This window comes from Celeribacter naphthalenivorans, from assembly GCF_020524585.1.
GTDB lineage: Bacteria > Pseudomonadota > Alphaproteobacteria > Rhodobacterales > Rhodobacteraceae > Celeribacter > Celeribacter naphthalenivorans.
The window spans coordinates 504,125-526,420 of record NZ_JAIVLK010000003.1; the positions used below are offsets into that span (position 1 = coordinate 504,125).

Sequence of the window (22,296 nt, forward strand, 5' to 3'; positions counted from 1 at the left end):
GGCCTTATCCTCAGGCCCCAAGCTCTTCGGTGGGAGAGGCGTTTTGCGCTTCGTCGCGCAGCCGGTGCAGGTGGGCGATGAAATAGCGCATATGGGCATTGTCCACGGTGCGCTGAGCTTCCGCCTTCCACGCGTTGTGTGCCGTTTCGTAATCGGGGAAAATCCCAACGATATGAATGTCATCGACATTGCGGAACACGGTTTTGGAGGGGTCGATCAATTCGCCGCCGAACACGAGGTGCAGTCTTTGTGCCATGGAAACTCTCCGAATGTTATGGGCGCACCCTAGTCCAATCGCCAGGGGGGTCAAGCGGACTGCGGCATGCGCCTAATTCTTGGGCGGTATATTGCGGTTTTTTGACCTTTTTCGCGATGAACTGTTTTCCTTATCAGGCGGCGGGGTCATCATGAGGCCATGAAGACCGAAAAGACCGCTCCCCGCCTGATCGTATTTTCCGATCTCGACGGCACGTTGCTGGACCATGACAGCTATTCATGGGCCGCGGCGGACCCGGCGTTGCAGGAGATGAAGCGTCTGGGCCTTCCTCTGATTTTGGCGAGTTCGAAAACGGCGGCTGAGATTGCGGAACTGCGTTCCGAGATGGGCTTCGACCATGCGCCCGCGATTGTCGAAAACGGTGCGGGAATTCTGGCGCCGGGTACTGGCGCTTTGTCGGATCGGACGGCGCATGAGGCTCTGCGAGAGGCCTTGGCCGATTTGCCGACAGACTTGCGTCAGCATTACACCGGCTTTTCCGATTGGACCGTCGAAGAGGTGGCGCAAAACACCGGGTTGCCTTTAGAGCAGGCCAAGCTGGCCGCGCAAAGGCAGTTCTCGGAACCCGGTCTTTGGAGCGGCTCGGACGAAGACCTGTCGCGCTTTGAGGCCGCATTGAAGGACAAGGGAGTCCATGCCCGACAAGGCGGGCGCTATCTGACCCTGTCGTTCGGCGCGACCAAGGCGGATCGCATGGCTGAGATCATCGCGGCTTACTCTCCGAGTCCGGTCACGATGGCTCTGGGCGATGCGCCCAATGACGTCGAAATGATCGCGGCGGCGGATCATGGCGTTGTCGTGCGCAATTCACATGGGCCGGGTATTCCGACCCTGCCCGGAGAGGCCGAAGGACGGATTACGCGCACTGAGGCGCCCGGCCCCGAAGGTTGGAACATTGCGGTGCTGTCGCGCATCGCACAAGACTATCAAAATACCGAGAAAGGCTAAGACATGGCGGATTTTCATCAGGGCGGGCATGTCGCCACATTGCACAATCTGCGCATCAATGGCGAAGAGGACCTGAGCCGGGAACTCAATGCCTTTTCCTCGACGCGTAAAATCACGCTGATCCTGCCGTCGCTGTTTTCCGAGCTCGAAGGCGATGCGCTGACGAATATCGTCGATGAGCTGAACAAGGTCGATTTCATCCATCGCATCGTCATCGGCCTCGACCGCGCCACCGAAGAGCAATATCGCTACGCGCTTCAGTTTTTCTCGCGGCTCAAGGCCGATCATGTGGTGCTTTGGAACGATGGTCCGCGCCTGACGGCGGTGGATGCGCGTCTCAAAGAGCTGGACCTGTCACCTTCCGAGCCTGGCAAGGGCCGCAATGTCTGGTTCTGCATGGGCTACACGATTGCCCGCGCCGACAGTGCGGTGGTCGCCGTGCATGATTGCGATGTGGTGACCTATTCCGCCGAAATGCTGGCGCGTCTGGTCTATCCGGTCGCGAACCCGACCTTTCCCTATCAGATGTCCAAAGGTTTCTACCCCCGCATCGCCGACGGCAAACTCAATGGCCGGGTGACGCGGCTTTTGGTGACGCCGATGATCCATGCGCTGGCCAAGGTTTTGGGCCCGCGTGATTACCTCGATTTCCTGTCGGATTTTCGCTATCCGCTGGCCGGTGAATTCGCCATGCGCACCTCGATCCTGCCGGATATGCGTATTCCCTCGGATTGGGGGTTGGAGATCGGTCTGCTCTCCGAGGCTTGGCGCAATCTCAGCCCGCGCGCGGTCTGTCAGGTCGAGATTTCCGATCGTTACGATCACAAACATCAGGACCTGAGCGAAGAGGACGCCGCCACCGGTCTGTCGCGCATGTCCGTCGACATTTGCAAGGCGCTTTACCGCAAGCTCGCCGCCGATGGCACGGTGTTTTCCGAGGAGATTTTCCGCTCGATCAAAGCCACGTACTATCGCGGCGCGCTTGATCTCATCGAGACCTATTTCAACGATGCACGGATGAACGGGCTGCATGTGGACCGCCATTCCGAGGAAAAGGCGGTCGAGCTGTTTGCCAACAACATCATCCTAGCCGGCAGCGTGTTCCTCGACAATCCGATGGAGACGCCTTTCATCCCGAACTGGTCGCGGGTGCATTCGGCGGACCCGGACATCATTGCCTCGATGACGCGCGCTGTGGCCGAGGATATGGAAGAGTATAAATAGGCTTCTTGGGCTGGATTAGGGTCTATTTCAGCCGCGCGAGGATGCCATTCGCCAGATTGGGGCATCCCGCCACCAGGCCGCCCAATTGCGGTCGCGGCTGGTTGAAAACCGGTGTCTGTCCCGCAAGATCGGTGACCTGTCCCCCGGCTTCGGTCAGGATCAGCGTGCCCGCCGCCACGTCCCATTCCCAAGTGTCGCGAAAGCTGAACATCGCGTCATAGCGCCCCTGCGCCACAAGCGTCAGCCGGTAGGCGAGGGAGGGGCGGTACTTGTGAATGAATTTCGGCGCGCCGCCCTGCCAATGTTCGTCGTCCAAATGCTGGCGCGGGGCCAAAACGGTCGCGCCATCGAGGTCGCAGCGTTCCGTCACGATCAGAGGATCGTCGTTGAGATAGGCCCCCTTTCCTTTGACGGCGTGAAACAACCGCTCGCGCAGCGGCAAAAACACCACAGCCGCGATCACCTCGCCCTCTTCGGCGATTGCCAAAGAATGCGCCCAATTGTGATCGCCATGGATAAAGCTGCGGGTGCCGTCGATGGGATCGACGATGAACACACGTTTTTTGCCGAGACGTTCTGAGGTGGTGTCGACGGTTTCCTCGGAGAGCCAGCCATACTCAGGCCGCTCGGACAGGAGATATTCGTGCAGCATCCGGTCGACGGCCAGATCGGCCTCCGTCACCGGACCTTGCCCGCCGCCCTTGTCCCAGACCTCCGGATCGGCGCGCCAATAGGGGCGGGCGATTTCGCCAGCGTTGCGCGCGGCCTCTATCAACAGTTCGAGATCTTCTTCTGCACCGACTGCCACCTGCTTAATCTCCGGCAAGTGTCATCCCTTCGACCAAAAGCGAGGGCACAACACGGCTCAGATGCGTGCGCGCGTCATTCGCGGGCACGATGGTTTTGAGCATATCGCGCAGGTTCCCGGCGATGGTGCATTCGTTGACCGGATAGGCGATCTCGCCGTTCTGGATCCAGAACCCGCTGGCGCCACGGGAATAATCGCCGGTGGTCGGATTGATGGACGAGCCGATCATCGAGGTGATCAAAAGCCCGGTGCCCATCTCGCGCATCAACTCTTCGCGGCTCTGTTTGCCCTGAGTTAGGCTCACATTTCCCGAAGTCGGCGAGGGCGGACCCGACACGCCACGCGAGGCGTTAGCTGTGCTCTCAAGCTCCAGTTTGCGGGCGGTCGCGAGGTCGAGAACCCAGGATGTCAGTCGACCGTTTTCCACCAGTGCACGTTTCTGAGTTGCCAACCCTTCGGCATCGAACAGACGCGAGGCAGAGGTGCGCGGGCGGTGCGGGTCTTCGATCACGGACAACCCGCTGGGCAGAACATCCTCACCCATCGCATCGCGCAGCCAGCTTGCGCCACGGGCAATCGCGGAGCCGTTGATCGCGGACAGAAGATGCCCGATCAGGGACGAAGAAATCCGTTCATCAAAGAGCATCGGATAGGCGCCGGTCTTGGGTTTGCGCGCGCCGAGACGGGCGACGGTGCGTTCGGCGGCCAGAAGGCCGATCTCTTCCGGGCTGGGCAGGTCTGCGCCGAAAATCCGGCTTTCGCCACAATAATCGCGCTCCATCCCCGTGCCTTCACCTGCGATGGCGACGGTGGAAATCATCCGGTCGCTGCGGGCATAGCCGCCGCTGAACCCATTGGTGGCGGAGAGGTAAATCTGACGACGGCCATAAGCGGCGGCGGCGCTGTCGACTTGCGAGACGCCTTTGTAACTGGCGGCGGCCGCCTCGGCGCGCAGGGCGTCGTCTTTGAGCATTTCGGGGGATGGCTCTTCGGAGGGATCGAACAGCTCCAAGGAACGTGCGTCGGTATTCGCGGTGATTTGTGTCGGATCGGCAAGGCCCGCCGTCGGGTCCTCTGGCGCCAATCGGGCCATGGTGACCGCGCGTTCAGCCATGGTCGCGAGCGTTTCAGGGCGGGTGTCTGAGGCAGACACGCAGGCTTGGCGTTTGCCGATCAGAACCCGCAGCCCGATGTCCACACCTTCGGAGCGCTCCGCCTGTTCCAACGCACCCTGCCGAACATTGATGGACAGGGAGGTGCCGTCGATGGCCATCGCATCTGCGGCCTCGGCCCCGGCACTCATAGCGGCCTCAAGAAGCGCCTCGGTCAGGTCTTTGAGGTTGCGCGTCATGACGGGGTCTCCTGTTTCGTCTGATGTGCGTGTCAGATGCACCGCCCGCCCGCGAAGTGCAAGCAGGCGGTGCGTCTTCCCGTGTTTAGAACGGCAGCGGTTGCCCGTTGGCGATGATCTGGCCGTCTTCGGTCATTTCGATCTCGGACACCAACTCGCCTGCGGTCTCACCCGGGCGGGCAAAGAGGCCCAGCATCATCTGCGCCGACATGGCCTGTTCCGGCGGCAGAATGCCAGCGGAGGACAGTTTGGTGATCAGATCGGTCACACCCACCATATTGAGCGAGAGCTTGCCCGCGAACGGCGGCATGCCACCGGGAACTGCGGCCTCTTGATCGAGGAAGTGCCCCGTGCCTTCGCCCTTGATCGTGGCGCCCGCGAGGTTGAGGAAGATCTCCGGAATATTCACCGTTTCGACTTTGAACGGCATCTCTCCGTCGTTCTCTTCGAGAGCGGTCATGGCGGCGACGTCGAACAGGTCCATGCCGTTTTCCAGCGTACCATCCAGCGCAATGCGCAGGCTCGCCGGATCATGCGGCAGCTGGCCGGTCGGGTCCGCGATCATCCAGGCGATCTCCGGCAGGACCAATTCTTCCATCCCGAGACGAAGCTCGAAGGGCTGGAGCTCTTCAGAGGCGGCCAGCGGGAAGAGCAGAGCGGTGTTGTAGCTCTTCATCGCCACATTCACCTGACCGCCGGGAATTTGCGCGCCAGCGGCGATGACATTGAGATCCTCAACCGTGGCGTCATAGCCAATCGCGCCGTCTTGGAGCGTCATGTCCAGCGTCGAGCCGCCTGTTGCGGCGTCGATTTTCATTCCGCCACCCGGCGCGTCGCTCTCGATCACGATGGAAGAGGTGCTGCCCGCCATGGCCATGGTGATGTCCATTGCGCTCTCGCCGAAAATGCTCTGCATGAAATCGGCATGCTCACCTTCGGGCAGTGAGAAGGACCCCGTGATGGTCATGTCATTTGCGGCAAAGCCCATATCGACCTTATCGCCGGTCTCCGTGTCCATCGGGTCGAAATCATAGGTCAGCGCGCTTGCGGTGATGTCCATATCAGAGGTCAAACCGCCATCGCGTTGCGCCAGCGTGTAGGTGCCGCCGATGCCGATGATTTTTGCCGTCAGGCCCGGTTGAATCATCTGATCATCCATCAGAACCGGCTCGTTGGTCATTTCGATGGCGCTGTTTTCAAACGTGAACAACAGGTCCTCGGGAGATCCCGAAATGATGGACACACCGTCGATCTTCATGGTCGAGCGGGTTTCCATTGTGTCGTCGGTCATCGTGCCATCGAGATCGGGGCCCATTGGCGTGACCGAGATCGAGTTCAGAGGTTCAACAAACCACATGCCGACGGTGCCGCCACTTTGCTCTTGAAAGCGAATCTCCGGGGCCGTGGTGGTGGTGGTGACAGTGATCTCCCCCAAATCCATTTCGACACCATAGACCATGTTGCGCACGACCAATGTGTCGCCTTCGCGTGTCACCTCGGCGGTCGACTCCATACCCATTTGGGCCATTTGACCACGATAAGCCTCCCAGGCCTCCTCCGGCGTGATATCGGCAAGCGCCGGGGTGCCCATCAGGCAGACGGCGGTGAGCGCCGTGGTCGTAAACAGGGAACGCATGAAAATCTCCTTTAACATTCGCGCGTACAGTTTCGTGCTTTGCGCGGAGGGTCAAGACTGGAACCCCGGACTTGCAGACCTTATGGTCGCGGGAGAATTATGAGAGAGGCCACACTATGTCAGACGTCACTGGAAAAACCGTTGTCATCACCGGGGCGAGCCGTGGCATCGGCGAGGCTGCGGCCCGTCTTTTTGCCGCATCCGGCGCGAAGGTCGCGCTTTTGGCGCGCAGTGAGGAAGCCATCACCAAGATCGCTGAGGAGATCGGTGCGCACGCCTTGGCCGTCCCCTGCGATATCTCAAGCTATACGGCGATTGATGCCGCGATGAGTGCGGTTGAAAACCAACTTGGCCCCATCGACATCCTGATCAACAACGCCGGTGTGATCGATCCGATTGGCGATCTCAAAACCTGTGATCCTGAGGCTTGGGGTCGTCTGATCGACATCAACGTCAAAGGCGTCTTCTACGCCATGCGACGTGTTGTGCCGGAGATGGTGGCCCGTGGTTCTGGCACGGTTTTGACCATTTCCTCGGGCGCCGCGCATAGTCCGGTCGAGGGCTGGAGCGCCTATTGCAGTTCCAAAGCCGGGGCCGCGATGTTGACCTCCATGCTCGATCTCGAAGAACGTGCCAATGGCATCCGCGCCATGGGTCTTTCACCGGGGACGGTTGCGACCCAAATGCAGCGTGACATCAAAGCCTCCGGCATCAATGCGGTGAGCCAGCTCGACTGGTCCGATCATATCCCGCCCGAATGGCCCGCGCGGGCTTTGCTCTGGATGTGTGGCGCCGAGGCGGACGTGCATTTGGGCGAAGAACTGTCCCTGCGGGACGAAGGTCTGCGTCGCACAATCGGGGTGATCGCATGATCGAACTGGCGCGGGACGGCGATCTTTGGAATGTGACCCTAAACCGGCCCGAGAAGGCCAATTCCCTTACCTCCGAGATGCTGTCGCGGCTCATTGACATTGTGGATGAAGCGTCAGGGACTTCTAAGGTTTTCGTCCTGACAGGCGCGGGCAAGGTGTTCTCCGCAGGCGCCGATCTCGATGAAGCGCGCGCAGGCCTTGCAACCTCGCCTTTGTGGGAGGAGCTGTCGGGAAAGATCGCGGCTTTGCCCTGCCTGACCATTGCGGCGCTGAATGGTACTCTGGCGGGCGGTGCCTTTGGCATGGCTTTGGCTTGTGACATCCGCCTGTCCGATCCGTCTGCGAAATTCTTTTACCCGGTGATGAAATTGGGTTTTCTGCCGCAGCCCTCCGATCCGCTGCGACTTTCGACCCTAATCGGGCCTACGAGGGCTAAAATGATCCTTATGGCGGGACAGAAAATCACTGCTGACGAGGCACTGTCTTGGGGGCTGGTGGAGCGCTTGGTTCCTGCCGCGGATCAGAAAGAGGCTGTCGCAGAGCTGGCTCAGGCAGCACTTGAGGCCGTGCCCGCGCATATCGCCGGGATCAAGGCCCTGATCCAGTCGTGAGTGGGACTTCTCTTCAGGTTGATGTGCTGGTCGTGGGCGCTGGTCCCGCCGGTCTCATGGCGGCGGATGTGGTGTCCAAAGCGGGCCGCAGCGTTCTGATCGCCGAGGCCAAACCCTCGCCCGCGCGCAAATTCCTCATGGCCGGAAAATCGGGTCTAAACCTGACGAAGAACGAACCTTTGGATGCATTTTTACAGGCCTACGCACCGTTACATCTGACCCTCCACGCGGCCCTGAAGGACTTCGGCCCACAAGAGGCCATCGCTTGGGCGGAAGCCCTGGGGCAAGAGATGTTCACGGGTTCCACGGGCCGGGTGTTTCCCAGGGTGATGAAGGCGTCGCCTTTGCTCCGGGCATGGCTTGCGCGGCTGGAGGAACAAGGCTGTGACCTTCGTCGAAATTGGCGCATGGAGGCCCTCGGCGACACGGTGCGTTTTTCGACGCCAGAGGGGTCGCGCGAGGTTTCGGCCAAACGTGTGATCTTGGCACTCGGTGGGGCAAGTTGGGCCAGATTAGGGTCGAATGGCGCTTGGGTCGAGACCGTTTCGCCCTCTGTCGAGCTTGCTCCGTTTGCGCCGTCAAATGTCGGTCTTCTGGTCGACTGGAGCTCTCACATGACCCGCCATTTCGGGCATCCCGTCAAAGGCGTGACCCTGCGCGCCGGGGCGTATGAGAGCCGCGGCGAATTTGTCATCTCCGCGACCGGCCTTGAGGGCGGCGGGATTTATAGCGTCACGCGCGGGCTGCGGAAGGGCGCGCCTTTGATGCTCGATCTCTTGCCGGACTGGTCAGAAGACAGGCTCAAACAGACCCTAATCCAGCGGAAATCGAAGGAAACTCTGACGAAATTTCTCAAACGCGCTTTACGCCTCACGCCGGAGAAGGTGGCTCTGGTCATGGAGGTTGCAGGGCCGAAGCCCGATGATCTCCTCACCGCGCTCAAGGCTCTTGAAATCAAAGGTCTCAAATTTCGTCCGATGGATGAGGCAATTTCCACCGCAGGCGGTGTGACCTTCGAGAGCCTCACCGATCATCTGGAAGCCATCGCGAAACCCGGTCTGTTTTTTGCTGGTGAGATGCTTGATTGGGACGCGCCGACAGGCGGCTATTTGTTGACCGCCTGTCTCGCCACCGGACGTCTGGCCGGGCTTGGCGCGCTCAGATCTCTTTCATAACCTCTGCGGCGATCTCGAAAGAGCGCAGCCGTTTTTGATGATCGTGGATATTCGCCGCAAAGATGATTTCGTCCGGCTGATAGCGGTCGATCAGGGCCGTGATCTTGTCCTTTACCATCGGTTTCGTCCCGGTTGCTGAGACCGCGAAAATCGCGTCGAGCGAGGGGATGAACTGACGCGGCACGACCGTGGAAATATCCTCGACAGGATAGGGCAATTTGCCGGGGCGCCCCATGCGCAAATTGGCGAAAGTCTGCATCATAGACGAGCGCAGATAGACGGCTTCTTCGGCGCTTTCGGCGGCAAAGACATTGGTGGCGAGCATGAAATAGGGCTTGTCGAGATAGTCAGAAGGTTGGAACAGATCGCGGTAAATCTTCACCGCCTGATCCAGCGCGGCAGGTGCGAAATGCGAGGCGAAGGCATAGGGCAGGCCCAATATGGCCGCCAGTTCCGCGCCATAGGTCGAAGAGCCGAGCATCCACACAGGCACATGGGTGCCCGTGCCGGGAAAGGCGCGCACGGCGGCATCCTCAGGCATGTCACCGAGATAGGCCATGACCTCCTGCACATCCTGCGGGAAGGTTTCGCCATTGGCGTGGCCCGGCGTCAGATTGCGCCTGAGCGCCCGCGCCGTCGGCATATCCGTCCCCGGCGCACGACCAAGGCCAAGATCGATACGGTCGCCATAGAGTTCACGCAGGGTGCCGAACGCCTCCGCCACCTGCAAAGGGGCGTGGTTCGGCAACATAATCCCGCCTGCGCCGATGCGGATCGTCGAGGTATGCGCCCCGATATGTCCGATCACCACGGCGGTCGCGGCGGAGGCAATCCCCGGCATGTTGTGATGTTCGGCCAGCCAGAACCGATTGTAGCCCCAGCCCTCGGCATGCTGGGCCAGATCGACGGAGTTCTTTAGCGCGTCAGCGGTGGAGGTGCCTTCGGGCACGGGAGAGAGATCGAGAAGGGAATAGGGGGTCATGTGCGGCTCCTTTCCCCTAAATCTGGGGCGTTTCGGAGCGCGAACAATAGTGTTTTCCGCTCAGCGGCGTTGCGCGAGCATGGCAAGCCGGATGAGCGCGCGTTCCATGACGGCCATGGTCGGCGCCTTGGACGAGGAGCGCAGCGTCAGATCGGTGTCGGTCAGGATGGAAAGCGCGGTTTCCAGTTTGTACATGCCCCAGCCGGAGGCCTGTTTCGTCATCCGGTCCCGGCGCGGGCCAAAGATCGGCGGACGCGCGGCGGCAATGCCTGCGCCCGCGCCATTCGGATGCGAGGCGGCGGCGTGCAGGCTTCGGAAATGCCGCATGGCAAAGATCGAGAGCGCGACCGGATCGCTGCCTTGGCCCGCGAGTTTGATCATCAGGGGGCCAAGTTCATTGGCGCGCCCTTCGGCCACGGCGTTCAAGACATCGTCCACCTCGGCTTCCGTGGTGGCGGGGGCGCAATTTTGCACGTCTTCGCTGGAGACGGGCGTGGTGTCGCCCAGTTTGTAGAGCGCGAGCTTTTCGAGCGTCTGGCGGAAATCGCCGGGATCAATGGTGCGGGCCAGCGCCTCGATGTCGGTCATGGCGTCGCGGGAAATATCGGTGATGCCCGCTTTCGACAAAGTGGCCTCGATCTCCGCGCGCGACGGCGGATCGGCGTAGATGGCGATGGCGTAGGCGCTCGGGTGACCTTCGAACAGCTTGCGCAGTTTCGAGGTGGCTTTGAGCTGACCGGCGGTGACGACGATCTGCGCATCTCCGTCACGCCAGTCGAACAGCGCATCCTTGGCGAGATCGGCGATCTGGTCGGTGGCGTCCTCGACAAAGGCAACGCGGGGCCCTGGGAAAAAGCCTTGGGATTTCAGCGCGTCCATCAGGAGCGTTTTGTCCTTGCGCAGCTCGGCCCCCGACATGCGGGTGAGGCGCATTTCCTCTTCGCCTTCTTTGCCGATCAGGCCCTCGATCACCTCTTGGCGGCGCAGCGCGATGCGCATGGCATCGGGACCATAGAGCAGCACGCCCGCCTTCCCGGGGTCGGGCTTGGCGAAGTAAGAGATCGCATCCCGTGCGGAAAGCTTCATGCCGGCAGCTCGGCAGGGAGATCAACGGTGGTGATGATCTGGCTCACCATCTGGTCGGCGAGAATGACCATCAGGCGGTCGTAGGCATCGCGCGAGGCAGTGAGCGTGTCGACCGACGAGCCTGTGGCAGAATAGGCGGTAAAGCTCGAGGCCTTGCGTTTCGCCAACAGACGCCCGGTCGTGATGTCGGTGAGGGTGTATTCAACCTCACCCGCCACATGATAGCGCAGGATTTCCTGATCGCGGGTGATGCCGATCTGATTGCGACTGGTCGTAATCCTATAGGCGAGGCGATAGAGCGGCGTTTGGGTCGGGCCGAATTGATCGGTGAGCCGATTGACCAGAGTGTAGCTCTCGCGATCATCGGGCGCGAGGATATCGACCTTGCCGCGCAGGGCGCCGCCACTGCTTCCCGGCCCGTAAGCAGGCGTGAACCCGCAGCCAGCGAGGGCTGCGAGCGAGATTAGGAGAGTTCTGCGATCAAACGACGACATTGACGATGCGGCCCGGGACAACGATGAGTTTCTTCGGCGACCCGCCATCGAGCGCCTTTTTCACAGCATCGTTTTCCAGCACCAGCTTTTCAACCTCTTCCTTCGGCATATCCTTGGGAACAGAGATTTCGTCGCGGCGTTTGCCGTTGATCTGGATCGGAAGCGTCACCGTGTCCTCGACCAGCATCGCCTCATCGGGCGTGGGCCAGGCGGCTTTTGCGATGAGGCCTTCACCGCCCAGCATGGACCACATATCTTCCGCGAGGTGCGGGGTCATGGGGGACATCAGCTGCGCCAGCGTTTTGAGGGCAAAGCGTTTCGCCTCGCGCCCCGCTTTGGATTTCGCGATGGTGTTGGTGAAGCCGTAGAGCTTCGCAATCGAGGCGTTGAAGCCAAAGCTCTCGATGCCTTGGGTCACTTCGAACATCGCCTTATGCGCGGCGCGCATCAGCTCGTCATCACCTTGGCCCTGCTCCGGCGTGGCGTCGAGGTCCGCGGCCAGACGCCAGACACGACCGAGGTGTTTGTGCGAGGCTTCGGCGCCCGAGGCGGTCCATTCCACGTCACGTTCCGGCGGAGAGTCAGACAGCACGAACCAACGCGCAGTATCGGCGCCGAATTGTTTGATGATCTCGACGGGGTCCACCACGTTGTTTTTGGACTTGGACATCTTGGCGGAGGGCACGATTTCGACCTCGGTGCCATCTTTCAGGAAACCCTTGCCGTCGCGCAGCTCGACCTCTTCCGGGTAGTGATACTTCGGACGACCGTCCGCACCCACGGTTTTGTAGATCGCGTGCGTCACCATGCCCTGCGTGAACAGCGCATCGAACGGTTCGCGCGCGCTGTCTGGCAGGTGGCCGGTCTCGTTCATCGCACGGGCGAAGAAGCGGGAATAGAGAAGGTGCAGAATCGCATGTTCGATGCCGCCGATATATTGATCGACGTTCATCCAATACTCGGCGTCTTCCTTGACGGTCGGCGTCGTGGCATGGGGCGCGGTGAAGCGCGCGTAGTACCAAGAGCTGTCGACAAACGTGTCCATCGTGTCGGTCTCGCGCAGGGCCGCGCCGCCGCAGTTCGGACAGGTCGTGTTGCGCCAGGACGGGTGACGGTCGAGCGGGTTGCCGGGGATGGAGAAATCAATCGCTTTGCCGTCTTCATCAAAGGGCAGCTCGATCGGCAGGTTCTCTTTCTTTTCCGGCACCACGCCGCAAGCCTCGCAATGCACGACCGGGATCGGACAGCCCCAATAGCGCTGACGGGACAGCCCCCAATCGCGCAGGCGGAATTTGGTCACGCCATGGCCGACACCGTTCGCTTCGCAGAAATCGACGGCACTGTTGACGCCGTCGTCGCCGGTCTGAACCTCTTCGCCCGCGAAACCACGGATGTATTTCACGGTTTCGGATTTCGTCGGAACAAAGGCTTCGGCTTCGTTCAACTCACCCTCAACCGGTGCAAAGACATAGTTGATCGGAAGGCCATATTTCGTCGCAAAATCATAGTCGCGCTGGTCATGCGCCGGGCAGCCGAAAATCGCGCCGGTGCCGTAATCCATCAGGATGAAGTTGGCGATATAGACCGGCAGTTCCCACGCGGTGTCGAAGGGATGGCGCACGGTCAGGCCGGTGTTGAGGCCCAGTTTTTCGGCCTTCTCGATGGCTTCCTCTGTGGTCCCGCCTTTGCGGCACTCCTCACAGAAGGCGGCAATCTCCGGGTTCTCGGCGGCCAGTTCTTTGGCCAGCGGGTGATCTGCGGAGATGCCCACGAAAGACGCGCCCATCAGAGTGTCGGGACGCGTGGTGTAGACTTCGATCCGGTCGTGATGCGCGGGCGCATCCACAATAGAAAACGCAAACTGAAGACCGCGCGACTTGCCGATCCAGTTTTTCTGCATCGTTTTGACCTTGTCCGGCCAATTGTCGAGGTGGTCGATGGCCTCCAACAGGTCTTCGGAATAGTCGGAGATCTTAAAGAACCATTGCGTGAGTTCCTTGCGCTCCACCGGAGCACCCGAGCGCCAGCCGCAGCCGTCGATCACCTGTTCGTTGGCCAGAACCGTCATATCGACCGGGTCCCAGTTCACGGTCGCGTTCTTGCGATAGACCAGACCCTTTTCCAGCATATCGAGGAACATCGCCTGTTGCTGGCCGTAATACTCGGTGTCGCAGGTCGCGAACATGCGGGTCCAGTCAATCGAAAGCCCCAGCGGCTTCATCTGATCGACCATCGTGTCGATGTTGTTGTAGGTCCAGGTCTTCGGATGCCCGCCAGAGGCCATCGCGGCGTTCTCCGCCGGCATGCCAAAGGCGTCAAAACCCATCGGGTGCAACACGTTGAACCCGGTCGAGGATTTGTAGCGCGCCACCACGTCACCCATGGTGTAGTTGCGCACGTGACCGATGTGGATGCGGCCCGACGGATAGGGGAACATCTCAAGCACGTAGTACTTCGGCTTGCTCTCGTCGCGCTTGGCGAGGAATACATCCGCCTCATTCCAGGCAGACTGCCATTTCGGTTCGATCTCGCTGGGCGCGTAGCGGCTCATGTTCACATCCTCAATCTCAGACAAACGCCGGGCAGATAGGCCCGGCGTGGTCATAAATCCTTGGCTCTCCGGGGTCCAGAGGCCTTGTGTTGCTCGCCTCAGTTTCCTGAACGAAGCTGGCGGGCGCGGGTCAGAATGGCGTCTTCCACGGCCTGAACCGTCGCTTGGCTCACCGCACCGCCACGGGTGTAGAGCGAGACGTTCAGCGTGCGCGCATCCAACGCCGGATCGGTCACGTTGATCACCGCGCGATAGGCGTTGCCGCCGCCCGGCGGGGTGCCGTAGCCGGTGATGATCACGCCGGTGAAGGGATCGGCCTCTTGCACGGGCAGGAAGGACAACACGTCAAGTGCTGCGTTCCAGATGTATTTGTTGACTTGCACAGAGTCGGAGACAGAACCGCGACCGCCACCAAAGATGGTCCGGCGTTTCGGCTGTTCGATCACGATGGTTTCGCCGTTGGGAATCTCCACCACTTGCCCGGTGGACCGTGTGTCCACTGTTGTGGTGCCTTCGGTCGTGACAACGGTCTCTTTCTTGCCGCCAGAGAAGGGCAGGGAGCCCATGCTGTCACCAAGAGAACCGACACTGTCAAACGCGCCACAGCCCGCAAGCGAAAGGGTCGCGATCAGGGCGGTGGTCAGAAAGGATGGGCGAAACATCTACGGCTCCCTTACAAGATATCGCGGCAACCGTATCGTTCAGGCGTGAAAGGGACAAGGCCCGAAAACGCCTAAGACAAAGAGACAAGGCAAAAGGAAAGGGCCGCTCCGAAGAGCGGCCCTCAAGAATTTCAATTCCGTCAGGAATTAGAATTCGAAGGACAGAGCCAGCGTCGCGCCGGAGTTCAGCTCGTAGCCGCCGATGCCGGTGTCGATGTCGTCGGTGGATTCGGCTGCATCGGAGTTCGCATCAGCGTAGGATGCGAGGAAGGATGCGCCGCCGCCGAGGTCGTATTCAGCAACGATGTAGGAAGCGAAGTCGTTGTCGTCTTCGTCGTCACCGTCGATGTAACCAGCGGTCACAACAAGACCCATACCGAAGTCGTAAGCGCCTTCAACAGCGTATTCTTCTTCGCCGAGCACTTCTTCGTAGTAAGCAGAAACGGTGATCGGGCCGTCGGAGTAGTCCACGGACACACCGTATGCGTCATCTTCCGGAGCGCTGCCGTCGAAGTCATAGGATGCGTAGTAAGCGCCGAGGACGACCGGACCGATCGGGTAGGATACGTCGAGGCCAACACCAGTCACGTCAGCATCGTAATCCATGTAGGACAGGTTGAAGTCAGCGCCGCCGAAGGATGCGCCGAGGTTCAGTACGATCATGTCAGCTTCACCAACGCGGTCTACGGCGGGAACGAGAGCATCGTCAGCAGCTTCTTCGAAGGCGGTAACGCCGTCGATATCAAACATCACGTCTTCTGCGTAGAGCAGGCCAGCGTTGAACATGCCGAAGTCGTAAGCCAGAGCAACTTGGGAGTATTTGAACTCGCCGTTGGTTTTGTCGCCAGCACCGGTGGTGCCGCCCACGGTGGTGCCGTCAATCAGCCAGAAATCTTCGTCAACGAGGATCGTGGACGCAGCGATGGAAAGACCCATGTACTCAGCAGTCAGCAGGATGCCAGCGGAGGCGTCGTTGTCTTCTTCGGGATCGAAGGCGAAGTTGTCTTCGAGGTAGCCGTCGAGGTACTCTTCGTAGTCAGAAGCCTCATCTGCCGGAGCGAAAAGGTCGTTGTCGTAGAGAGCGCCAACGCCGGTGAAGGAGGCGTATGCGGTGTCAACGTCGCCGAAGGACAGGGAGAACATGTCGTTGGAGATGGACACAACCCAATCAGAGGAGTCAACGGAACCCATGGAGAAGGTGTCGTCGTCGCCGTTTTCCAGGTCGATGTCGAGTTGAGCGGACGCGGTCCAGCCGTTGTTCAGCTCTTGGGACAGGTTCACGTAGAGGCCGGCGTCGTAGTAGAAGCCGCCTTCGAAGTCGTCGTTGTAGCCGATTTCTGCGTCACCGGACCAGGTCACTTCAGCGGAAGCGGCGCCAGCAAGCAGGGCGATCGCTGCGGAAGAAAGAAGGATGTTTTTCATTTTTTTCCCTCGTGGAATTTTATGAATATCAGGCATGCCGGCTTACCCGACACATGGCGAGAGAAATGCGCTTAAGTGGGCTTTGGGTCAAGCAAAGGCGCTTTTCTGAACAAAGCTCTCTGAAAAATGATGCAATGAGGTCACACACCTGTTGCAGCGCAGCGCGACAACATTCTAAGAAAACAAAGGAATGTAGGCCTGTAGGGCATAGGAGGCAGATATGGGGTTGGCGGAGATCAAAGCGCGGGTTGCAAGCGAGGCGGAGCGTGTCGGGCGGGCGCCGGAGAGCGTGACATTGATTGCTGTTTCCAAGGTTCAGCCCAATGAGCGAGTCGCTTCTGTCCTTGAAGGAGGCCACCGGGTGTTCGGCGAAAACAAGGTGCAGGAGGCGGCTGGCAAGTGGCCTGCGTTCAAGGAACAGTATGACGGTGTGGAGCTGCATCTCATCGGTCCGCTTCAGACCAACAAGGCGCGTCAGGCGATGGAATTGTTCGATGTGATTCACACGGTGGATCGTCCGAAGCTTGCCAATACCATCGCGCGGCTGCGTGAAGAGATGGGTCATTGCCCGCGCCTGTTCATTCAGGTGAACACCGGCGAGGAACCTCAAAAAGCCGGTATTTTGCCCGCCGATGCGGATGGATTTATCAAAGAATGTCTCGATCTGGGCCTCGAGATCGAGGGGCTGATGTGCATTCCGCCCGCAGACGAAGAGCCGTCTCTGCACTTTGCGCTGTTGAAGAAGATCGCCCATCGGAATGGTCTTTCGGGGCTGTCGATGGGGATGTCCGGCGACTTTGAGACCGCGATTGCACAGGGCGCGACCCATGTCCGGGTCGGCTCCGCGATCTTTGGCGAGCGGGATTATTCCTGACGATTATGCGTCTTGGTGACGTGCCGGAAAGACGTCTGGCACGTTTTATCTGTGGTGCGGCACGCAACTGTTTGATAGGTGTGTTTCGCGCAAGCGGCCTATCGATAGAGGCGGCGCGAATTTGATGTGAGTGTTGATTTTGCTTGATCCGGGTCTTTTCCCTTTTTTGATCGCGACGGGCTTGGTTGTCCTTCTGCTTTGCATCGAAGTGCTCCTTTTGATGTTCGGGCTTTCGAGTGCTCTGCCCGAGGCGGATTTGGGGGATGTGCCCGATCTCGATCTTGACCTGCATGGAATGAGTGTGCCGGAGTTGGCGGCAGAGCTCGACGTGCCCTTCGATCTGGCGACGGAAATCGAGATTGGACTGGCGGAAGCTGATCTGCCGGCCGCATCCACCGATACCGCGGTGTCTTCGACCTCCAGCGGCTTTTTTGATTTTCTCGGACTGCGCAAACAACCCCTCATCATTTGGCTCGCGATCTTTCTTGCGCTCTTCGCGGCGGCGGGATTGGTCTTGCAGTCTGGCATGGCGGCGATCTTTGGGCAGATGCTGCCACGTGTTGTGGCCGTGCCTCTGGCGCTTATCCCATCGTTGGCGCTGACCCGGAAACTGTCCGCAGCTCTTGCGCGTTTGATCCCGCAGGATGAAACCTCTGCGATTTCGGAGCGCAGTCTTGGACGTAAACGCGGCGTGGTCACCGTGGGCATTTCCCGACGTGGCAGTCCGGCGCAGGTTCGGATCACGGACGGGTATGACAACACGCATTATGCGATGCTTGAGCCGCTGGCCGAAAAAGATGAAATTCCCGAAGGTACGGAGGTGCTCGTCCTTCGTCTGCGCAATGGCGATCTGCGCCTTGTGCCCCTCGGCTGACTTGTTTTTTGGAATTCCTATAACGGAGAGGATCCTTTCTCATGAATCTCATTCTAGGTGTTGCGACGCCGATCTTCGTGATCTTTGTCGCCTTTCTTGTCGTGGTTCTGGCTTTTGCGCGGATGTACAAGCGTTCGACGCGTGAAGTGAGCCTTGTCAAAACCGGGACGGGCGGGCGCAAGGTGATCATTGATGGCGGTACGCTTGTCATTCCTGTGCTGCATGAGGTGACGCGGATCAACATGCGCACCACCCGTCTCGAAGTGCGCCGCGATGGCAATTCAGCGCTGATCACCAAGGACCGGATGCGGGTCGATGTCGGTGTGGAGTTTTACGTGACCGTGCAAGCCTCCGAAGAAGGCATTGCACGCGCTGCGCAAACGCTGGGCGACCGGACCTTTGACGATGATGCGCTGCGCGAGATGGTGGAAGGTAAGCTTGTCGATGGTTTGCGCGCTGTGGCGGCAAAAATGGACCTCGATGACTTGCATGAGAATCGTGCCAATTTCGTTCAGCAAGTACAGCAGGCGGTGTCCGAGGATTTGCGCAAGAACGGTCTGGAACTTGAGTCCGTGTCTTTGACCGCGCTGGATCAGACGCCGCTCGACGGTCTGGATGAGAACAACGTGTTCAACGCAGAAGGTCTGAAACATCAGGCTGAGCGTATCGCCGATAGCCGCAAACAACGTGCGGCGATTGAAGCCGAAGCAGAGGTTGCGGTGGCGCGGTCGCGTCAGGAAGCCGAAGTGAAGCGCTATGAGGTCGAACGTGAGCAAGAAGAAGCCCGCGTGGCCCAGCGTGTGAAAATGGAAGAACTCTCCGCCCGTGAATCCGCAGAGAAGGCACGCCAGCACGAAGAGGCTTCGACCAAAGCGGAGCAGGCGCGGATTGCGCGCGAAAAGGCCATTGAGATTGCGGAGCAAGAGCGCCGGAAATCCATTGAGATTGCGGAACAGGAACGCCAGATCGCCGTGGCCGAGAAATCAGAGGCCGAAAGTCAGGCGCGAGCGCGTGCTGACCTTGCGAAAGCAGATGCGATTAAAGCGACTGAATCGATTGAAACCGAGCGCCGTGTGGCCGAAGGGGAGCGCCAAAAGCGCCTGACCATTTTGGCCGCCGAGGAAGAGGCCGAGCGAAACGCGACCTCGATCCGTGTGGCCGCAAAGGCGGAACGCGAAGCGGCGGACGACCGGGCGGCGGCGATGCGCGAGCTTGCGCAGGCGGAGGCCGACAAGGTGACGATCCGCGCAGAGGCGGAAAAGGCCGAACAGCTTGCAATGGCCGATGGTATGCGCGCCCAGAAGCTCGCCGAAGCCGAAGGGACGCGTGCCCTTGCCGAGGCGGAGAACGGTTTGTCCACCTCGATCATCGACTTCCGTCTGGCCAAGGCCCGTCTTGAGGCGATGCCGAAGATCGTCGCGGAAATGGTCAAACCCGCCGAGAAAATTGGCGGCATCACCATTCATAAAGTCGATGGGTTGACCGGTGGCGGAGCGTCCGGCGTCGAGGCCCCGAAATCCGGTGGTGACGGTTTGGTCAATCAGGCCTTTGATGAAATGCGCAAAATGGCATTCCAGCTTCCGGCGCTCGATGCGATTGGCAAACAGGTCGGTCTCAATATGGACAAAGGCATGAGCCAGATGGTGCAGGATGTTTTTGAGGTCGAAAAGACCGTGACGCCTGCGCTGACAGATGCGCCCGAACCGAAAGAGACGCCTGCGTCGAAAGAGGCTCCCGCGCCGAAAAAGCCGGTGATTTCCGATCAGGCGGACGCCTGATCTTCGACGGCTAAGGTCTTCGATTAAACATAGGAGTGGCTGCGAACGGATCGGATTTGTTCGCAGCCATTTTTATGTGTGCGCTCGTTTACCGAATGACCAATCGTGTCGCGGGCGTGATGCGTTCCGCGATCCAGCGCAGGTGATCGGCACGAAAGGCCACGCAGCCTTCGGTCGGATGCCGCGGCTTGCGCCAACGATGCACGAAAATGGCCGATCCTTTGCCGGGCGTGGCATCGGGCCAATTCCAATCGGTGATGATCACCAGATCGTATAGCCGGTCGGCGCGGCGCATGGTCTCATGGCTGGCTTCGAGTGGCGCGCGCACGAGGTGGTTGTAGGCGGGATGATCGCCCGCATCGCACCAGAGATCGCCCACACGGATTTTCTCCCCCGTGATCGCCGGAATGCGATCTGCCCTGTAATAGAGCGCGGGCATATGATGTGCGCCACGCGGACTGGCCCCATCGCCTTCGCGTTTGTCGTCACGGATGCCACCCTTGCCGATGGAACAGGGAAACCGCCGCCCCAAAAACCTCGCACCCCAGCGGTTCACAACGATGTCGGTGGCCTTGAACATGGGGGCGCTCATAGGAGATGCCCGGATTTGCGCGCCTTGGTGGCGAGGTAGGCCTCGTTGTAGCGGTTTTCGCCCACTTTGAGCGGCACGCGTTCGGTCACCTCGATGCCTTGATCTTTCATGCGGGCGATCTTGTTCGGGTTGTTGGTCAAAAGCCGCACGGCGCCGAACCCCATCTCTTTGAGAATCGCGGCGCCTATGCGGAAATCGCGTTCGTCATCCTCAAAGCCCAGACGGTGATTGGCCTCCACCGTATCAAATCCCTGATCCTGCAAGGAGTAGGCGCGCATCTTGTTGGCGTGGCCGATGCCGCGGCCCTCTTGGTTCAGATACAGCAGAATGCCCTCGCCCTCTTCGCCCATCTGCGTCAAAGCGGCATTCAACTGCGGCCCGCAGTCGCATTTCATGGATCCGAAAATATCGCCGGTGAAACAGGCGGAATGCAGGCGGGCTAGAACCGGTTTTGCGCGGTCCGGACGACCGACTTCGACGACGTAATGTTCTTCGCCGCCATCCTCGGGACGGAACACATGCACGCGGGATGTCTTGGCGGCCAGCAAAGGCACGCGGGCGTGGACCATATCGTGCAGCGGCGCGAGATCGGCCATCAGCGGCAGCGCGGTTTCGACCGACAAGACGGTCAGGCCATGGCTGGCCGCGATCTCAAAGGCGTTGTCGACATCCACCATCACGGCAGAGGGCAAAAGCCGCGCGGATTTCGCCAGAGCAATCGCGGCCTTGGCGCAAAGCGCATTGCCGCCGCGCAGGGATTGGAACGGGCCTTTCATCGGATGGGTCAGATCGTCCGCCGGATTGGCGACGGCTTCGATCCAATCGACATCGACGTCTTTCGGCAGGATCAGCCGGGCCAAGGTGCTGTCATAGGCTCGGGCCGACAGTGTTTCGGCGCGCCGGGCGGTGATCGTCAGATAAGCCTGCCCCAAAGCGCGCAGGTCATTCAAACGTGCGGAAGACAGGTCTTCGGCCGCAATCGCAAGCGCAGCGCCTGCCTCGGAGCGCAGCACAACCGGCACGCCCATACGCATGTCAGCGCGGGCGCGGGCGATGAGTTCTGAGAGGCTGGGCGCAAGGCTCATGGCGGTATCCGTCCTGTGATCAGGCCCACCATGTAGCGATTTTTGACATAAAGTGAAACATTTCCGCGCGATTTGACACGCTTGCGTGATGGCTTTGTTGCAAATCTTGTTTTGGCGCGCCGCTCACCGCAGATCACAATCAAAGCAAAGTTAAAGGAGGTCTCTGTGATGGCCACTCTCAAGAAAATTCTTCTCGTGGATGACGATGACGATCTGCGCGAGGCGCTGAGCGAGCAACTGGTGATGACCGAGGATTTCGATGTCTTCGAAGCCGACAGCGGCGCCACCGGGATGGAGAAGACCAAAGAGGGTCATTACGACCTGATCATGCTCGATGTGGGGCTGCCGGACACGGACGGGCGCGAGCTTTGCAAGCGGATGCGCAAATCCGGGGTGAAAGCGCCGATCCTGATGCTCACCGGCCATGACACCGACGCCGATACGATCCTTGGCCTCGACAGCGGCGCCAATGATTATGTGACCAAACCGTTCAAATTCCCGGTGCTTCTGGCCCGCATCCGCGCCCAGCTTCGTACGCATGAACAGTCCGAGGCCGCTGTGTTCCAGTTGGGGCCGTATACGTTCAAACCGGCGCAGAAGATGCTTGTCACCGAAGATGACAAGAAAATCCGCCTGACGGAAAAAGAGACCAACATTCTCAAATTCCTCTATCGCGCCACCGAAGGCGTCGTGCCGCGCGATGTCTTGCTGCATGAGGTCTGGGGCTACAACGCCGGTGTGACGACCCACACGCTTGAAACCCACATCTATCGCCTGCGTCAAAAGATCGAGCCCGATCCCTCGAACGCACGCCTTTTGGTGACGGAGGCCGGTGGCTACCGCCTCGCCTCCTGATTTGAGAAAAATGAATTTGCGCAGGAACCTTTTGGCGCCTGCGTGGGTTTCATACAGGAAGATCCCTCGCACATCGGGATAAGGATGTGCAGTCCCTCGTCCCCTCGACTTATGCCCGGCCTCAGCGCCGGGCATCTTT

General features: G+C 59.9%; 21 protein-coding genes. 9 read left to right on the plus strand and 12 right to left on the minus strand.

The features are described 5' to 3' along the window. Positions 1-10: 10 nt before the first annotated feature. Complete coding sequence (locus tag LC094_RS09070) at positions 11-256, minus strand: DUF4170 domain-containing protein (protein WP_167601300.1); 246 nt, start codon at positions 254-256, stop codon at positions 11-13. A 159-nt stretch (positions 257-415) separates the two neighbouring features. Here LC094_RS09070 and LC094_RS09075 point away from each other — a divergent pair, with 159 nt between their 5' ends. After that, a complete protein-coding gene (locus LC094_RS09075; protein WP_226552034.1) occupies positions 416-1,225 on the plus strand; it encodes an HAD-IIB family hydrolase in 810 nt (269 codons plus the stop codon). 3 nt (positions 1,226-1,228) lie between these two features. Next, the gene (locus LC094_RS09080) at positions 1,229-2,449 is read left to right on the plus strand and encodes a glycosyltransferase family protein (RefSeq protein ID WP_226552036.1); all 1,221 of its coding nucleotides are present in this window, start codon (positions 1,229-1,231) and stop codon (positions 2,447-2,449) included. 22 nt (positions 2,450-2,471) lie between these two features. On the opposite strand, the gene LC094_RS09085 is transcribed toward LC094_RS09080, so the two are convergent. The 3 genes from LC094_RS09085 to LC094_RS09095 form a co-directional block, all read right to left on the minus strand. Continuing rightward, positions 2,472-3,275 (minus strand): 3'(2'),5'-bisphosphate nucleotidase CysQ, encoded by an 804-nt coding sequence (locus LC094_RS09085; RefSeq protein WP_226552038.1) that lies wholly within the window; start codon positions 3,273-3,275, stop codon positions 2,472-2,474. After that, positions 3,262-4,608: a TldD/PmbA family protein gene (locus tag LC094_RS09090; protein WP_226552040.1), complete on the minus strand. Its 1,347-nt coding sequence runs from the start codon at positions 4,606-4,608 to the stop codon at positions 3,262-3,264. Before LC094_RS09090 ends, LC094_RS09085 begins: the two co-directional genes overlap by 14 nt. 85 nt (positions 4,609-4,693) lie before the next feature. Then, positions 4,694-6,244, minus strand: a complete 1,551-nt coding sequence (locus LC094_RS09095) for a hypothetical protein (RefSeq protein WP_226552041.1) — start codon at positions 6,242-6,244, stop codon at positions 4,694-4,696. 116 nt (positions 6,245-6,360) lie between these two features. Between LC094_RS09095 and LC094_RS09100 the strand changes: the two genes are divergently transcribed. From LC094_RS09100 to LC094_RS09110, 3 genes are read left to right on the plus strand one after another with little or no spacing between them, the layout of a single operon-like run. Further along, entirely contained in the window at positions 6,361-7,116 is a 756-nt protein-coding gene (locus LC094_RS09100) for an SDR family oxidoreductase (RefSeq protein ID WP_226552042.1), read from the plus strand. Beyond that, positions 7,113-7,727: an enoyl-CoA hydratase/isomerase family protein gene (locus tag LC094_RS09105; protein ID WP_226552044.1), complete on the plus strand. Its 615-nt coding sequence runs from the start codon at positions 7,113-7,115 to the stop codon at positions 7,725-7,727. Before LC094_RS09100 ends, LC094_RS09105 begins: the two co-directional genes overlap by 4 nt. Next, positions 7,724-8,902 carry a TIGR03862 family flavoprotein gene (locus LC094_RS09110; protein ID WP_226552046.1) on the plus strand — a complete coding sequence of 393 codons (1,179 nt, stop codon included), beginning with the start codon at positions 7,724-7,726 and terminating at the stop codon, positions 8,900-8,902. Before LC094_RS09105 ends, LC094_RS09110 begins: the two co-directional genes overlap by 4 nt. Here LC094_RS09110 and LC094_RS09115 read toward each other — a convergent pair. The 6 genes from LC094_RS09115 to LC094_RS09140 all read right to left on the minus strand — a co-directional run bounded on the left by LC094_RS09115 (position 8,886) and on the right by LC094_RS09140 (position 16,135). Continuing rightward, a complete protein-coding gene (locus LC094_RS09115) occupies positions 8,886-9,884 on the minus strand; it encodes an LLM class flavin-dependent oxidoreductase (protein ID WP_226552048.1) in 999 nt (332 codons plus the stop codon). The genes LC094_RS09110 and LC094_RS09115 overlap by 17 nt on opposite strands. A 60-nt stretch (positions 9,885-9,944) precedes the next feature. Continuing rightward, positions 9,945-10,970, minus strand: a complete 1,026-nt coding sequence (gene holA / locus LC094_RS09120; RefSeq protein WP_226552050.1) for a DNA polymerase III subunit delta — start codon at positions 10,968-10,970, stop codon at positions 9,945-9,947. Further along, positions 10,967-11,464: an LPS assembly lipoprotein LptE gene (gene lptE, locus LC094_RS09125; protein WP_226552052.1), complete on the minus strand. Its 498-nt coding sequence runs from the start codon at positions 11,462-11,464 to the stop codon at positions 10,967-10,969. The genes holA and lptE overlap by 4 nt, the downstream gene beginning before the upstream one ends. Continuing rightward, the gene (gene leuS / locus LC094_RS09130) at positions 11,451-14,015 is read right to left on the minus strand and encodes a leucine--tRNA ligase (protein WP_226552053.1); all 2,565 of its coding nucleotides are present in this window, start codon (positions 14,013-14,015) and stop codon (positions 11,451-11,453) included. The genes lptE and leuS overlap by 14 nt, the downstream gene beginning before the upstream one ends. Before the next feature lie 98 nt (positions 14,016-14,113). Beyond that, a complete protein-coding gene (locus tag LC094_RS09135; protein WP_226552055.1) occupies positions 14,114-14,677 on the minus strand; it encodes a DUF3576 domain-containing protein in 564 nt (187 codons plus the stop codon). A gap of 147 nt (positions 14,678-14,824) precedes the next feature. Beyond that, positions 14,825-16,135, minus strand: coding sequence for a porin (locus tag LC094_RS09140; RefSeq protein WP_226552057.1), 1,311 nt, complete (start codon positions 16,133-16,135; stop codon positions 14,825-14,827). A 184-nt stretch (positions 16,136-16,319) separates the two neighbouring features. Here LC094_RS09140 and LC094_RS09145 point away from each other — a divergent pair, with 184 nt between their 5' ends. The 3 genes from LC094_RS09145 to LC094_RS09155 all read left to right on the plus strand — a co-directional run bounded on the left by LC094_RS09145 (position 16,320) and on the right by LC094_RS09155 (position 19,625). Next, a complete protein-coding gene (locus LC094_RS09145) occupies positions 16,320-16,973 on the plus strand; it encodes a YggS family pyridoxal phosphate-dependent enzyme (RefSeq protein WP_226552066.1) in 654 nt (217 codons plus the stop codon). Positions 16,974-17,103: 130 nt separating this feature from the next. Continuing rightward, positions 17,104-17,847, plus strand: a complete 744-nt coding sequence (locus LC094_RS09150; RefSeq protein ID WP_226552068.1) for an OB-fold-containig protein — start codon at positions 17,104-17,106, stop codon at positions 17,845-17,847. Between the two features lie 41 nt (positions 17,848-17,888). Further along, entirely contained in the window at positions 17,889-19,625 is a 1,737-nt protein-coding gene (locus tag LC094_RS09155) for a flotillin family protein (RefSeq protein ID WP_226552070.1), read from the plus strand. A gap of 88 nt (positions 19,626-19,713) precedes the next feature. Here the strand turns inward: LC094_RS09155 and LC094_RS09160 are convergent, their stop codons facing one another. Continuing rightward, a complete protein-coding gene (locus tag LC094_RS09160; RefSeq protein ID WP_226552076.1) occupies positions 19,714-20,217 on the minus strand; it encodes a L,D-transpeptidase family protein in 504 nt (167 codons plus the stop codon). Beyond that, positions 20,214-21,302, minus strand: coding sequence for a GTP cyclohydrolase II (gene ribA, locus LC094_RS09165; protein ID WP_226552078.1), 1,089 nt, complete (start codon positions 21,300-21,302; stop codon positions 20,214-20,216). Before ribA ends, LC094_RS09160 begins: the two co-directional genes overlap by 4 nt. 168 nt (positions 21,303-21,470) lie before the next feature. Here ribA and LC094_RS09170 point away from each other — a divergent pair, with 168 nt between their 5' ends. Next, positions 21,471-22,157, plus strand: a complete 687-nt coding sequence (locus LC094_RS09170) for a response regulator transcription factor (protein WP_219783216.1) — start codon at positions 21,471-21,473, stop codon at positions 22,155-22,157. Positions 22,158-22,296: the final 139 nt, after the last annotated feature.